The sequence below is a fragment of the Streptococcus parasanguinis genome, from assembly GCF_031582885.1.
In the GTDB taxonomy this organism is placed as follows: domain Bacteria; phylum Bacillota; class Bacilli; order Lactobacillales; family Streptococcaceae; genus Streptococcus; species Streptococcus parasanguinis_M.
In genome coordinates this window covers 1,680,809-1,695,366 of the sequence record NZ_CP133988.1, presented here as the reverse complement: position 1 = coordinate 1,695,366, position 14,558 = coordinate 1,680,809, and the positions used below count along the sequence as shown (strand labels likewise).

Sequence of the window (14,558 nt, the reverse complement as noted above, 5' to 3'; positions counted from 1 at the left end):
AGGTATCTTATGCTAGGAGCAATAGTTGGAGACATTGTAGGTTCTGTTTATGAATGGGGCAATATTAAAACGAAAGACTTTCCATTATTTCGTGAGGATTGTTTTTTCACTGATGATACGGTTATGACCTGTGCTGTTGCAGAAGCCATTATGAATGGCGGTCAGAAGGATGACTTTATTGATGCCATGAAAAAATATGGTAGGATGTATCCTGATGCAGGTTACGGTGCAAGATTTAGGAATTGGGTTGATGGCGACGATCGAGAACCTTATAATAGCTTTGGAAATGGCTCTGCCATGCGTGTATCTCCTTGTGCTTGGATCATGGATTGTGGCTTCTTTGCACGAACAGGTACTTGGCCATCTATTAGAAATCTTGCGAGAATTTCTGCAGAGGTGACTCATAACCATCCAGAGGGTGTCAAAGGAGCTATGGCGACGTCTGATGCTATCTTTCTGTGTCGTTATTACTTTGGAGGCTACTGTGGCGATTACGAGCAGCCAATCAATGATCATCCTATAGAGTGTAAAAAACGCATCAAGGAATACATAGAGAAAGATTACGGATATAACCTTTCTCAATCACTCGATGACATTCGTCCTACTTATCGTTTTAATGAAACTTGCCAGAATACGGTACCTCAGGCCATCATTGCCTTTCTTGAAAGTACTGATTTTGAAGATGCTATTCGAAATGCCATTTCTCTTGGTGGGGATAGTGATACTCTTGCTGCCATCACCGGGAGTATAGCAGAGGCCGCATATGGTATCCCTGATTGGATTAAGGAGAAAGCCTATACCTATCTAGATGAGCCTTTAAAAGATGTGCTCAGACGATGGGAGCAAGAAGTTTCAATAAGCTGATAGGACTTCTTAATCCATGAAATATTCATTTTCTTACAACGAAAATGAATTCTGAGGAGAATAGTAAAAATTAGTGAGGAGCCACATGTTAAAATCGAATAAGCTGATTATTTTTTTAATTTCTCTCCCCTTTCTGATGGTTATTGTTTTCTATTCTCTTAGTGAGCATCCTGGATATAGTGATGATGGGAATTTCGTCAGAAGTCATGAGGCTGCCATTAAGCGTGAGATCATCGCACACTTAGCCCAGGAAAAGCAGGGCATAGAATCTGTGACGCTCTTACCAAATACTGCTAGAGGAGAATATGATAATGGCGGTGATGTGAGTGGAAATTACCATATCTATTTTACAGCCTACGTCAATCATAATCGCGAACGAACGATAAGCGTAGAACTATTCTTCCCGGATGCCAGCATTCCCCCTTTTACCTTGTTTCCTCCCAACCCTTATAAAGACAAGGGCAAAAAGATGTCCAATTGGTTGATGGGGAATATTGAAGTATCGGAAGAAACCTCTAAATAGAAATATGAAAAAACAAAACGATAGCTATCAAGTCTATCGTTATTTTATTCTTTTAAACTTTAGAAAATATTTTTAGAAAATGATGTCGAATATAGTTGACATCCGGCAACTAGTATTGTAAAATAAATGTATCAAATATATTTGACACATTTACATTTAGGAGGTACCAAGTGAACCGAGTGAAAGAATACAGAGTCAATCTTGGTCTTTCTCAATTGGCTTTGGCAAAAAGTATAGGAGTATCCAGGCAAACGATTAATATGATTGAGAATGGGAAATATAACCCTTCCTTAGATCTCTGTATCAATCTAGCAAAAGAGCTTGGGACGGATTTGAATTCTTTATTTTGGAGGATAGATGATGATGAATAAAAACTGGCAATTGAAATGTGTGAAAGCCTTCTACGATATTACAGGTGAGCTTGACGAATACAAGGAAAAAGAATTGAGTACCTTTGGGAACAACATGTACATGATCTTTATGATGGGGATTATCCTTGGATTCCTGCTCAGTTTCATGTTCACTACGGATTGTGTCAGTGTGATCACGTTTTTAGTATTTTGCTACTCCCTGTACCAACAAGAGCAAGTGATTCATCGTTTGGAACTCGACATCTATGAGGTTTCAGAAGATGAAGTAGGAGAGGCAAAGAAAAAGATGCTAAAAAGAACTTTCCTTCAAACCTTGATTGTGATGGGACTAGCTATTTTTGTTGCGATTGGTCTTTGGAGAACAGGATTGCTACAAGAAAATAAGATAAGCTTTGAAATGTATTTCACTTTTATTTTCCCTCTTGTCATTGGGCTGATTACCATGATTAGTTTCTTGAGTAATTTCATTGCAAATAGAAGAAAAATCAAAGTGATCCGGGATTAGATCCATCAGAAATAAGACCGGTTATTTTTCTGATAAGATAGAGCTAAATGGAAATAGAAACCATTTATGATGAAAGAAAAAGTAAGAATGAATAGAATAGTAGACGAACAGATCACTCTTATTCCTTATTATAGGAATGATGACATTTCCCTTCTTTGGTATCAAGATAGTGAGATTTGCAAACAAGTGGATAATACTGATCAGATTTACAGTCTAACAAAACTTCATAAAATGTATGATTACCTAACTTCACATGGTTCTTGCTATTATATCCAATATGAGGGAGTGTTAGTTGGAGATGTGACACTTCAAGATAACTCGGAACTTTCTATAGTGATCAGCAAAGAGTATCAGAATTTACAGATCGGAAGACGATGTATTTCTGAAATGATACAGCTGGCCAAAGAGAAAGAAATGGTTAAGGTAACTGCTCAAATTTATCCTTTTAATACTCAAAGTCAAAGAATGTTTTTGGCTTTGGGATTTCAGAAAGTAGATGAAAAGTGGTATGAATATAAGTTGATTTAGAATAGTTGTATATCTCCATATATGTTAAGACTGTAATCTACTGTTTATAAAACAATGTTCATGAAAAATAGAGTTAAAGGATACCTACTGATACATGGACAAGAGGTTTTTTCAGAAATCTAAAAATGAAGAGAACACCAACAGATGATTTTTTGTTGGTGTTCTCTTCATTTGATTTTACGATCTATCTCGCTTTTTTTATGTTTTCAACCAGTTAGACAGACAATTTGTAGGAGAACATTTAAACTCAAAATTTTGTACAGTTAATGAAAGCTTATCCCCATTATAATCTGTTCACAGTTCTATTTCGTATATGCATTGCAATCGGTGTGATGAGCAGGTATAGCAAGGTCAAAATGATAAAAAATCCGATATCGGCATCCAAAAATACATAAACGATATTAAAGCCAAAATGCATGAAAATAGAATAAATCAGATTATTATGTTTTTCCAAAATAATATTCATACAAATAGTAATAGATGTAATCACAACTATGTTAGCAATAATATAAGGAATGGCACGCCAGTCCGTAAATTTTGAATCTACAGCCCACAGAAGTGTATGCCAGAAACACCAAACTAGGCCTTGGTAGATAGAGGATTTTAAAAAATGATACTTTTTATTAAATTCTTCTCTCATATAACCACGCCAACCTAATTCTTCACCAGTCGGACCTGATGTAAATGATAAGAATATACTTAGTGGCAATGATACGGTTCCTAGATTGATGTAGGAGAACATTGTTTTTTGGGTCATAAGTGAGTAGATGAAGAGTGATAATACACTGAGCCCAAATGTCAGACCAAATGAAGATAGGAGTGGGAGTAAAGACACTTTAGCGGAAAAACACCGCTTAAGGAAAGTTGTTCTTTTCTCATCAGTCCTGAAATATTTCCATCCAAATAAAAGTAGGTATGATGGAGACCACGCGACGATATTTCGTACAATCCACATGATAACGGGTGGAACCTTAAATAATAAACTTGCAGGAGCTGCTACAAAAATAATGAGTGCCCAAACAAGGACATAAGAACTGATGATGTATCTTTTTAAATAATTTACGTTCATTTAGTTCTCCTCTTTCTTAGGCTGTATAGATAACCAGTTCACTCTTAATACCATTTAATTCAATTATATTATCTGAATCGGGTGAATCGAATGGTTTAGTTTTTTGTCCATTTTTTTCATAATAAATGTTTGTACCAATCCCTTTGGTAATAGCTGTAAATAGGCTATTTTCAGGAATACGCATTCTAGATGTTGCTGAAATCTGGTTAATGTTAACTTCACCGTTTAATGAATTACATAATACTTCCATATCAAGATTACAATTTATTTTTACTTTACCTGAAATATCTTCTAGGGCAATACGAGATGTCTTAACGTCAAGTTCGATATTGTCACATTCTAGGGAGTGAATTTCTACAGACTCTGCACGAACCGCACATTCAATGTGACTAATATAAGGAGTTGGGATTTGCACAAAGATACTGACAGTTTCTTTAGCCGTTGCCTCTGTTACACCATTATAACGTTTTACATCTACGTCAATTCTTTTTCTACTATCATCAATTTTTACTTTAAAATCATTTTGAAGCGTAGGAAGAAGGTTAGATACCAGACGAACTCGAATTTTTTCTCCCTTGTATCCAGACAATACAAACCTTTCTGCGCCTCCAAATTTCATATCATAGCTCTTGATCTTATCGATATCATACTCTGTGATACTCTCAAAAAGATATTCGCTCGTCTTAAGAGTAGTTCTTTCATTACAGATCAGCTCATCGATAGAGATATTAAATAGGTTTGAGATGGATATTATATTTTCGATATCTGGAATTCCAGCACCAGTCTCCCATTTTGTTACAGCTTGTCTTGATACACCGATTTTTTCAGCTAAAAGTTCTTGTGACATCCCTACTTGTTTACGTATGGATTTTAATTTTTCAGCAAATGTCATGTTGTATGACCTCCTCTATATTTTATGATGTAATTTGTCATAAAGTAGCAATATGACTGATTTTAGTATAGAATAAACGATTATTATAGCACAAGCAAGTAGAGGTTGCATTCTCATTATTTTTGCTACTTTGCGTGGCATTTATCGTTTTAACGTTGATTTTTAGCATTATTTTAGTTATTCTACCATACATTCAAATTGAATGATGAATAGAATTTAAAATAATATTTTGAAATCCTAGATAGTCTGGTAGTAATAAAAATAGCATAAAATAATTTCTAAAAGCTATTTATTTGTAACCGTATTTTCTGCTATAATATCACTAGATAGAAATGTGGGAGTTTCAATTATGGTTACAAAACGGTTTTTGAAAAATGTTATTGTTGCGATAGTCTCGGTTTTTATGTCCTTGGTCGTTGTTCAAGGAGTTCAAGCCCAGCAAACTGGACTCGACTATCAGAGTCTTAACCTGCTACCTTTTACTGGTAACAAGCAGCTCGTTCTTGGTGAGTTTGATCATTTGGGTCGTGCGACCTCCGCTCATATTCAGCTGCAGGACAAGGATGAGCCAAAGAAAAAAAGAGAACCACGTCTCAGCTATAATCCGGTTGGCTGGCACAATTATAAGATTGCTTATGGAAACAAGGGAAAGAAGGCCTGGTTGTTCCACAGAGGGCATTTGATCGGCTATCAGTTTAGTGGTCTGACCAATGAAGGGAAAAATCTGGTTCCTCTAACTGCCTGGACCAATACGGGGAATTATAAAGGGACAGCGGATAGCAATGTGGAGGGCATGCTATACTACGAGAAACGACTCGATAGCTGGCTAGCCACCCACCCCAATTATTGGCTGGACTACAAGTTGACTCCGGTCTATACGGGGGATGAATTAATTCCTCGGCAGGTGACCTTGCAATATGTAGGAATTGATCGAGATGGCAACCTTCTACCAATCAATTTAAGTAGTCCCAAAGAGTCAGTAGATGCTTATGGGATCACCACCGTTACCTTGGACAACTACTCTAAGAATGCGACCATTGACTATCTCAAGGGGACTGCCAAGCCATCTTTAGTGCCGACAGAACCAAGTAGTCAACCTCAACCTGCTAGTCCTTCTGTAGAGACGCAACCAAGTCAAGCCCCTCAACCGAGTCAAGCAGTAGAGCCAGTTCAGCCAGTCCAACCTGTCGAGCCTGCAGCACCAATTCCTCAACTAGCTCCAGTTGTTTATGTGGCCAGAAATGGGAGTGCGGATGTTTATTGGTATTCTAAAGATAGCATGCCACGAAATACCAACTTTGCGAAAGTAGTTGAAATGTCAGAAGAGCAAGCGCTAAGTCTTGGAAAGCGGCATACAAGTAAGGAATGAGTATAAGTTATTATGATAATGAGAAAGCCCAATCGCTGGGCTTTTTGTGTTGCATTACAATCTTAAAAAGCTAGTAATCTAAAATGATCTCTCACAATCTTGCAAACGTTTTTATAAAGTAGTATACTAGAAATAGTTTATGGAATCGTTTGCATAAAACGGTAAATGATAAAAGAGAGTATCGTAGGAGACGAGACAGATGGAATTAACAGCGATTTATCACCGGCCTGAATCGGAGTACGCCTATCTTTATAAGGACGGCCAGCTTCACATTCGCATCCGGACCAAGAAAGAAGATATCAAACGGATTGTCTTGCACTATGGGGATCCCTTTATTTTTATAGAGGATCTTTATGAGGCAACTAAGGAAATGGACAAGGTGACGACAGACGACCTCTTTGATTATTGGCAAGTGTCGGTATCTGTCCACCATGCAAGGATCCAGTACCTCTTTGAATTAGAAGATACAAAAGGAGATAAGGTCTTGTACGGAGATCGGGGTGTGGCAGCCTACAACAAGGAGAACCTGGACTTCGTCATGAACGGTTTTAAGCTTCCTTTTATCCATGAGATTGATGGGTGTGCTGTACCGGACTGGGTGGCGCAGACGGTTTGGTATCAGATTTTTCCTGAGCGCTTTGCCGATGGGAATCCAGCCATTTCACCAGAAGGTGTTCGTCCTTGGGATGCCTCTATTGCTCCTCAAGTATTGGATTTCTTTGGTGGTGATTTGCAAGGGATCATCGATCATCTGGACTACTTGCAGGAGTTAGGAATTACAGGGCTCTACCTTTGCCCGATTTTTGAATCTCCAAGCAACCACAAATACGATACCATTGATTATTTTGAAATTGATCGACATTTTGGAGATAAGGAGACCTTCCGCCAGCTAGTGAAAGAGGCCCATGCGCGTGGGATGAAGATTATGCTGGATGCCGTCTTTAACCATATTGGCTATGATTCACCCCAATGGCAGGATGTGGTCAAATACGGGGAGGATTCGATTTACAAGGACTGGTTCCATATTAAGGAGTTTCCTGTCTCCTCAGAAAATCTGTGGAATAGTCGCGACTTGTCTTACCATACTTTTGCCTTTGCAGGCTATATGCCTAAGCTCAATACGGCTAATCCTGAGGTGAAGGCCTATCTCTTGAAGGTGGCGACTTACTGGATTGAAGAGTTTGATATTGATGCTTGGCGACTGGATGTGGCCAATGAAATTGACCATCAATTCTGGCGGGATTTCCGTAAGGCGGTCTTGGCCAAGAAGCCGGATCTCTATATCCTTGGGGAAATCTGGCATTCGTCCCAACCTTGGCTCAAGGGCGATGAGTTCCATGCGGTGATGAACTATCCCCTCTCTGAAAGTATCAAGGATTATTTCCTGCGGGGGCATAAGGAGACGCAACGCTTCATTTGGGAAATCAATAGCCAGTCCATGTACTATAGGCAACAAATCTCTGAGGTCATGTTTAACCTCTTGGACTCCCATGATACAGAGCGCATTTTGACGACGGCCAAAGGCGATCTACAGTCTGTCAAGTCTGCTCTCGCCTTCCTCCATCTACAACGGGGTACGCCATGTATTTATTATGGAACGGAGCTAGCCCTCATCGGTGGTCCAGACCCAGATTGCCGCCGTGTCATGCCATGGGAGCGCGTATCAGCGGACAATGACATGCTCAACTTTATGAAGGAATTGATCCAGCTCCGAAAAGAAGTAGCTGAGTTGATCCAACATGGTAAAGTGAGTCTAGCAGAGGTTGAGCCGGATGTGGTGGCAGTAGAATGGCAGCATGAAGGTAACATGCTCAAAGCCTACTTTAACCAGTCGAAGAAAGACGTTGTCTTAGAAAGAGGACAGGCAGATCTGATCAGTCTTGGAAGCATTTCTGATGATCGCTTGATCATTCAACCAAATGGATTTGTTATTTATAGGGAAGAGCAGTAAGAAAGAAGCCTGGAATCGAGAGATTGCGGGCTTCTTTTTATAAATAGTATCTTTATTCGCACCCTTATATTATAATAGGAGATGAGAAAGGGGGAGACAGTGATGAAGATATTAGCAATCAATCCTATTTCGTTTAAAAAAAGAATGACAGAATTTCTGTTTGATTATCTTTTCATTCTAGCTTATTTAGTTTTTCTATTTTTAGGTTCGATGCTTATTTACATTATCTTTTTTAATGGCGTCCCAGAGTTTACAGAAATTCAGTCGCAATGGCTTGTATTTTTTACCTCTGTTTTGCCAATCACGCTCCTGTTCACATTCTTAGATTATAAAAATGATGGCAGTTTTGGGAAGGTAAAAGCGGGACTGGAACTGGTCTACCAGAAAAAAACAGTGCAGGCTAGCTTGATTAGAAACGTCATCAAATTTTTACCTTGGCAACTTGGTCATATGGGCACGATTCATGGCATCTATAGTGATTTTGATGTGTTATCCATTATTCTTTCTATTTCGGCGACTCTACTCGCAGTTTTGCTACTGGCAATGACAATGTTTAGAAATGATAAGAGGCATCTAGGAGACCTGCTAGCCCATACGCAAGTGCAACTAAAAGGTGACTAGGATGAAATGTTAGGCTGTCGATAAGAAAAAATGGAAACATAGCTAGGAAATAGGGCTATGAATGAGACTCTAGAATTCACAAATCTTTGTATGGTAAGAGACGGCGATAGAGTTCTTGTTATGGATCGTGAGAAAGAGTCTAGGCAAGGAATGACATTGCCTGGTGGTCCTGTCACAAATGTTGAGTCTTTTATGGAACCAACTCATTTTTTAACATCATTAAGAATGAGTTGCTATATTTAAACAGGGATTAATAAAACCGTTATTGAAGGATTCTATAGGAATTGTTTTGAGTGACTGGAGAAGTTAATTCTCCTAGTGTTGAGTGACAATATTGTTTTATTAAGCACAAAATAACAAATTAGACTAAAAACAAGTAAAGGTATACATTATGAAAAAATTTTTTATATTTATTTTTGCGATGTTTGGATTGATGGTGGGATTTGTAGCTATTGTGTTAAGTGGTTATTATAGAGATTATGAAAAATTTCATAATAGATCAAGCTTTCCAGAACCGAAAGAAAATTTACTAGTACCAGTAAGTACAAGGGCATATGCAAAAGCTAAATCTTGGTCAGAGAAATCTCCTTTATCGAAGCAACAAATTAAAAATTATCTTACTAAGTATGGCAGGTATTCAGAGTATACTTCCCAGTCCGCTGTCAATAAGCTTAATATAGACTGGAAAGAGCAGGCTGTTTTAAGAGCAAAATCATATCAAAAGTTTCATTATTCAAAAGAAAAGTTAGTTGGGCAACTTGTAGATGTTGATCTATTTACTCCAGAAGAGGCTGACTATGCTATAGAAAAAGTTCATTTCGATTGGAAAGAGGAAGCTGTGAAAGAAGCGGAATCTTCTGCAAACGGTGGCAATATTTCGAAAGAACGGTTATTAGAAATACTTGTTGAAAATAGAAAATTTACTCAAGAGGAAGCGGAGTACGCAATAGAACATGCTCAAGTAGATTGGTTAAATTAAACAATAATTTTACTATTGATTTGAAGAACTTAAAAGAGGCTGATGAATCTAAAATAGCTACGATAGAAAGTAATGAAAAGTGGCATAATGAAAATAAGGACACAATTTCTATTTATGATCGCTATTTGAACAGTGATGATTACAAAACAAGTCCAATGAAAAATATTCAAGATCAACTGAAAACATTTTTGATGGACCATCACTACTATGAGGTCGCTATTCCGCTGATTAGACAATTTAGTAAGAGTTACGATCATTATTATAAAAAACTAACTGAGGCAAGTGACTATTATTTAAAGCAAAAGGGTGATGCTCCACAGTAAATCGGAAATTAATATCCTTCATAAGATTTTACGATTAAGAGATAGAGTGAGGGATGACTTGCCCTTGCTCTATTTTTCGGTTCCTTTAGTTGTAGTTTTCACTACATAAGTGTATAATGTGCTCTTAGATAAACAAAATAGGAGAATGAGGAGTTTTAAATGGAATTAAAAGATTTTACAGAAAAAGAACAAGAACAAATCAAGCAAGGATTGAGTACAGCTGAGATTTCTGATAAAGAAGCAGCGAAGAAGTTGCTCGCTTTAGTCCCGCAAGAATGGATCAAGCGTATTCCATTCTTTGTCAGAGGGCATGCGACGACCAAGACAGTTGAGCGTGTAGCCAAGCAATACCCTGAACTTTATGCAGTGGCCAAACGTCAAGGGGATCTTCCTGAAAAAGAAGGAGAAGAGCTCCGCAAGATTATGACAGCCATCTTTGAAGAAAAGATGAACAAACACAAGATCAAATAATCTTTTATAACACTTTGTTATTTTTTATCTCACAAATGAACGAGTGATTGCAGTTGAACTATTGCAGTCGCTTTTTTGTTTACTAGTATGAAGACTTTTACATTAGTTAATAAAAAAGAAGAATATTTCATGATATAATACTAATGAAAGTAGTTCAAGAGGATGAAAGATTCCATTGGAGAAAAACAAGCAAAGGTAGTCATGATGAAAAAGTTTTTGATATTTATTTTTACGATGTTTGGATTGATGGTAGGAATGTTAGCTTTGATGGCAATTGAGTATCAAATAAGTTATAATAAATGGATAAATTCACGTTCAGGATCACAGCTGACTAAACCTGTACAAAAATACTCTTCTTCAACTGATGGAAATAAGGATGATTTTGAATCATCAAAACAAGAATACGCTTCTTCAAGTGACAAAAAAAATAAGGATGATTTAGAATCATTAATGAATATGTTTAAGAAAAGAGTTTATCCTTTACCTTTACTAGATGCAGAATATACAAGTGCATATGCAACAGCTAAAGAATTTTTAAAGAAATCTCCTTTATCGATGCAGCAAATTAAAAATGATCTTACTAAGAATGACAGGTATTCAGAAGATGCTTCCCTGTATGCTATCGATAAGCTTAATGTAGACTGGAAAGAGCAAGCACTTTTAAAAGCAAAATCATATCAAATGTATCATTATTCAAAAGAAAAGTTAGTTGATCAACTTATAAAATTTGATCTATTTACTCAAGAAGAGGCTGACTATGCTGTGGAGCAAGGTCATTTTGATTGGAAAGAGGAAGCTGTTAAAGCAGTGGAATCTTTTGGAAGCGGTGGCAACTATTCGAAAGAAAGATTATTAGAAAAACTTGTTGAAATAAGAAAGTTTACTCAAGAGGAAGCGGAGTACGCAATAGAACATGCCAAAATAGATTGGTCTGATTAAACGATAATTTTAATTTTGATTTTTGTAACATATTAAAGAGCTGGACAGTCTGCCAGCTCTTTTTTGTTACTTATAAACTTTTCTCATTTCGTAAAAAATAGTTGGAGCAAAGCCAGTTTTAAACTATAATAGAGGAAAAGGATTATCGATATGAAAAATGTATAGAACAAACATTTTAATCAATGGAGAAGGAACCAGTTTATGAAATCATCTAAAAAAATCATGCTCCTTACTAGCTGTGCCCTGGCGCTCTTTGCTTTAGTGGCTTGTGGTAGCAACCAAAAGCAATCCAAGGAAAAGAAGGAACCCTCAACGGTTCAGAAATCTAGTTCAGATAAGGAGCGCTACAAGGGTACCTACAGCAACCTCAACAGCAAGGCAAGTGTCGAAGAAGTGCGGACTCTTTTGTCTGCTTATTTGGATCGGGAAAGTGTAGATAAATTTCTGGGTCTAGTAACGGATTACGATAGCATTGTCGGCTCGGTCGGCTTGACGGGTGACTTCAGCACCTTCAAGAAAACAGACTACAATGTTGAGAAGATCAGTGACTTGTGGACCAAGAAAAAGGGCGATTTCGTCGGGACCAACTGCCGGATCAATAGCTATACTCTTCTGAAGAATCGCATCGAGATTCCTAAGATGAAAGCGGATAGTGAACTTTTGTTCGTGGACAATGATGCGATTGACAAAGGGAAGATCTTCGGTGAGGCAGACAAGGAAGCCTTTAACATTCTGTATTCACGGGTTCCGACAGAGGCGACAACGGATGTCAAGGTCCATGCCAAGAAGATGGAAGAGTATTTTGCTCATTTCAAGTTCAATGAAAATGCGCGCATGCTTTCTGTTATCGTTCATGATAACCTGGATGGAAATACCCTTTTTGTCGGTCACGTCGGTGTCTTGGTTCCTGCCAAGGACGGCTATCTCTTTGTCGAAAAGCTGACCTTTGAAGAACCCTATCAAGCCATCAAGTTTGCGACCAAGGAAGATGTCTACAAATACTTGGAGACCAAATACCAAGACTACACAGGCGAAGGTCTGGCTAAGCCCTTTATCATGGATAATGAAAAATGGGTTGAGATGAAGTAGAGGATGAAAGACAGCGTGTTAGAATTTAGAAAGATAATGGAGTATGCTCCGATTCTATATGTGCTCGTTTTCTTGCTCTTTTTCAGTCTTCTCCTTTTCCTGAGAAGAAGGACAATCGTGAAACGTAGTGGAGGTCCCTTCTTTGCCCCTTTCCATATTAGCTATGGAATCTTCTATATCCATGCCGCACTATGTTTCAGTCGGCGAATGATCCCACTGAAAGAGATCAAGCAAATCACCTATGCAATTTTTCGTGGACGATCTGGTGGTGGGGCTCGCTATGCTTTCTATATCGAACTCAGAAATGGAAAGACCATTCCCTTCTTTTTTGGAAAAAGCAAGCGGAATGAAGCTCTGGTTGAGAAGCTCAAACGAAATGCTGGCAGGTATGGGTTTAAGGTAGATAGCACTGGTAATTAATCGAAAGAAAAAGGAATCGCGAATGAATAGAAAGCAAGCCCTATCTATGTATTTGTTAGGGACCTTTGGTCAAGTATTAGGAGTTAGCCTTCTGGTGTGGATTTTAAGAGCAGGAGGAGTCAAGGTTGATTTTACATCATCATTTGGGATCATCGCTATTATTGTAGGTGGATTATCATCTGCTTTTTGGGGGACTCTTGCAAGCATTAGTTACCATCAATCTAGTTTCAAACAAATTCTAAAAGATTTTTTTCAAGTCAAAGACAGGTTAGCTAATTATTGTTTAGTGCTCGTTTTCTTGCTACTCGACTTTTTCCCCTTTATCTTTGGTGGTAAGATCACCACTCAATCGTTGGTCTTGCCAGTGGTGCTCTTTTTTAAGGCTCTTCTTTTTGGTGGGATTGAAGAAATTGGCTGGCGTTATTTCTTTCAACCAACTTTGCAGGAAAAAATACCTTATTTTTCAGCTACTTTGATCACCTTTTTAGCCTGGTCTAGTTGGCATCTTTTCTACTTCTACATCGATGGTTCTTTAGGTGTCATTCAATTATTTCCGTTTCTAGTAGGTCTGCTAACTAACTGCTTTATCTTATCGGCCTTGTATCATAAAACGCAAAATTTATGGCTCTGTGTCATGACCCATGCCTGTATCAATTCCTTGTCTCAGATTCTAGTGAATGAAGAGGTATGGCTATCTATCGTCAGTAAAATTCTTATTATTAGTTTAGCAATCATGATTGCAAGAAGGAAGTATGTAACTGTAAAGGAGGAAAAATGAACAAATTTATTTCAAAACGATCAGTCGCTATCTGGTATGCATTGACTGCCCTCCTTGCTACCTTTCTAGTAGGGCAAGTTATTCTTTGGATTTTCCCAGATAGGAGTAGTATGGGTGCATCGCTCCTGTTTATCCTAATGAACTTGATTCCCCTGATTGTGGCAGCTGTCTTTTCTCTGGTGTTGAGGGAAGTCAACTCCTTGGGTGAATTTTTCAAAAAGGTCTTTCTTCAAAAAGAAAGTCCCCTATCCTGGATCCTAGCTTTCTTCATCCCCGTCATCTATTATGGGATCTCCATCCTGCTTATGAATGTTCGCTTTACTGGGAACTTCCTCTTGGCCTTCTTCCTTTATTTCCCCTGGACCTTATTATATGGAGGCCTAGAAGAAGTCGGTTGGCGTTGGTTTTTACAAGATCATCTTTATTTTAGTAAGCACTTTATACCTAAAATGATGGTTCTTTCCATTGTCTGGTTCCTCTGGCATATCCCTATCTATCAACTCCCTTGGATTACAGCTGGATCGTCCAACTATCTCATCTTTTACCTGATGATCTTAGGGAATACCTTCCTATTTGGAGCGCTCCAGGAGTACTCGAAAGGAGCTGTTCCTTGTATCCTCGCTCATATGCTGATCGATAGTCTAGCTGTCCTCATGCTGATTCAGAGTTCACTCACTCAGATTATCCTTCTGGTTAGTTTCGAAATCCTAGTAGCCTCTTGGCTGGTGGCTGCACGAAAATCAGAGAAATAGAGTTGTACCTCTTCCGGTGGGAGTCTGTCTTCTTTACCCTTTAGGGCTTTATTGTAGAGTCCATAAAATGCTATAATCAGTTTAACGAAGAACCTAGAGATAGGATCAAAGTAT

At 38.1% G+C, this 14,558-nt stretch carries 18 protein-coding genes; 16 read left to right on the top strand and 2 right to left on the bottom strand.

What is annotated here, in order from left to right; translation table 11 throughout:
• The first annotated feature begins 9 nt into the window (after nt 1-9).
• The 5 genes from RDV49_RS08160 to RDV49_RS08140 all read left to right on the top strand — a co-directional run bounded on the left by RDV49_RS08160 (nt 10) and on the right by RDV49_RS08140 (nt 2,791).
• A complete protein-coding gene (locus RDV49_RS08160; RefSeq protein ID WP_003006818.1) occupies nt 10-864 on the top strand; it encodes an ADP-ribosylglycohydrolase family protein in 855 nt (284 codons plus the stop codon).
• A gap of 85 nt (nt 865-949) precedes the next feature.
• The gene (locus RDV49_RS08155; protein ID WP_310744346.1) at nt 950-1,387 is read left to right on the top strand and encodes a hypothetical protein; all 438 of its coding nucleotides are present in this window, start codon (nt 950-952) and stop codon (nt 1,385-1,387) included.
• Nucleotides 1,388-1,557: 170 nt separating this feature from the next.
• Entirely contained in the window at nt 1,558-1,758 is a 201-nt protein-coding gene (locus RDV49_RS08150; RefSeq protein ID WP_003003382.1) for a helix-turn-helix transcriptional regulator, read from the top strand.
• Entirely contained in the window at nt 1,745-2,263 is a 519-nt protein-coding gene (locus tag RDV49_RS08145) for a DUF3278 domain-containing protein (protein WP_003006823.1), read from the top strand. Before RDV49_RS08150 ends, RDV49_RS08145 begins: the two co-directional genes overlap by 14 nt.
• 87 nt (nt 2,264-2,350) lie before the next feature.
• Entirely contained in the window at nt 2,351-2,791 is a 441-nt protein-coding gene (locus RDV49_RS08140) for a GNAT family N-acetyltransferase (protein ID WP_037608350.1), read from the top strand.
• A 283-nt stretch (nt 2,792-3,074) separates the two neighbouring features.
• Here the strand turns inward: RDV49_RS08140 and RDV49_RS08135 are convergent, their stop codons facing one another.
• Both RDV49_RS08135 and RDV49_RS08130 read right to left on the bottom strand, forming a co-directional pair.
• On the bottom strand, nt 3,075-3,860 hold the full coding sequence (locus tag RDV49_RS08135) for a CPBP family intramembrane glutamic endopeptidase (protein ID WP_003006827.1): 786 nt from the start codon (nt 3,858-3,860) through the stop codon (nt 3,075-3,077).
• Nucleotides 3,861-3,876: 16 nt separating this feature from the next.
• A complete protein-coding gene (locus RDV49_RS08130; protein WP_003006829.1) occupies nt 3,877-4,752 on the bottom strand; it encodes a helix-turn-helix domain-containing protein in 876 nt (291 codons plus the stop codon).
• Between the two features lie 349 nt (nt 4,753-5,101).
• Between RDV49_RS08130 and RDV49_RS08125 the strand changes: the two genes are divergently transcribed.
• The 11 genes from RDV49_RS08125 to RDV49_RS08075 all read left to right on the top strand — a co-directional run bounded on the left by RDV49_RS08125 (nt 5,102) and on the right by RDV49_RS08075 (nt 14,444).
• A complete protein-coding gene (locus RDV49_RS08125) occupies nt 5,102-6,121 on the top strand; it encodes a DNA/RNA non-specific endonuclease (protein ID WP_003006831.1) in 1,020 nt (339 codons plus the stop codon).
• A gap of 199 nt (nt 6,122-6,320) precedes the next feature.
• Nucleotides 6,321-8,072 carry a glycoside hydrolase family 13 protein gene (locus RDV49_RS08120; RefSeq protein WP_003006833.1) on the top strand — a complete coding sequence of 584 codons (1,752 nt, stop codon included), beginning with the start codon at nt 6,321-6,323 and terminating at the stop codon, nt 8,070-8,072.
• A gap of 81 nt (nt 8,073-8,153) precedes the next feature.
• Nucleotides 8,154-8,693 carry an RDD family protein gene (locus RDV49_RS08115; RefSeq protein ID WP_003006836.1) on the top strand — a complete coding sequence of 180 codons (540 nt, stop codon included), beginning with the start codon at nt 8,154-8,156 and terminating at the stop codon, nt 8,691-8,693.
• Between the two features lie 391 nt (nt 8,694-9,084).
• Nucleotides 9,085-9,672 carry an Ltp family lipoprotein gene (locus tag RDV49_RS08110; RefSeq protein ID WP_003006840.1) on the top strand — a complete coding sequence of 196 codons (588 nt, stop codon included), beginning with the start codon at nt 9,085-9,087 and terminating at the stop codon, nt 9,670-9,672.
• Nucleotides 9,660-9,995 carry a hypothetical protein gene (locus tag RDV49_RS08105; RefSeq protein WP_003006842.1) on the top strand — a complete coding sequence of 112 codons (336 nt, stop codon included), beginning with the start codon at nt 9,660-9,662 and terminating at the stop codon, nt 9,993-9,995. Before RDV49_RS08110 ends, RDV49_RS08105 begins: the two co-directional genes overlap by 13 nt.
• 159 nt (nt 9,996-10,154) lie before the next feature.
• Entirely contained in the window at nt 10,155-10,466 is a 312-nt protein-coding gene (locus tag RDV49_RS08100) for a hypothetical protein (protein WP_003006843.1), read from the top strand.
• Between the two features lie 162 nt (nt 10,467-10,628).
• The gene (locus tag RDV49_RS08095) at nt 10,629-11,405 is read left to right on the top strand and encodes an Ltp family lipoprotein (RefSeq protein WP_310744345.1); all 777 of its coding nucleotides are present in this window, start codon (nt 10,629-10,631) and stop codon (nt 11,403-11,405) included.
• Nucleotides 11,406-11,606: 201 nt separating this feature from the next.
• Complete coding sequence (locus RDV49_RS08090) at nt 11,607-12,494, top strand: DUF4300 family protein (RefSeq protein ID WP_003006847.1); 888 nt, start codon at nt 11,607-11,609, stop codon at nt 12,492-12,494.
• A 3-nt stretch (nt 12,495-12,497) separates the two neighbouring features.
• Nucleotides 12,498-12,914 carry a hypothetical protein gene (locus tag RDV49_RS08085; protein WP_003006849.1) on the top strand — a complete coding sequence of 139 codons (417 nt, stop codon included), beginning with the start codon at nt 12,498-12,500 and terminating at the stop codon, nt 12,912-12,914.
• 22 nt (nt 12,915-12,936) lie between these two features.
• Nucleotides 12,937-13,692, top strand: coding sequence for a CPBP family intramembrane glutamic endopeptidase (locus RDV49_RS08080; RefSeq protein ID WP_003006851.1), 756 nt, complete (start codon nt 12,937-12,939; stop codon nt 13,690-13,692).
• Nucleotides 13,689-14,444, top strand: a complete 756-nt coding sequence (locus RDV49_RS08075) for a CPBP family glutamic-type intramembrane protease (RefSeq protein WP_003006853.1) — start codon at nt 13,689-13,691, stop codon at nt 14,442-14,444. The genes RDV49_RS08080 and RDV49_RS08075 overlap by 4 nt, the downstream gene beginning before the upstream one ends.
• Nucleotides 14,445-14,558 lie beyond the last annotated feature (114 nt).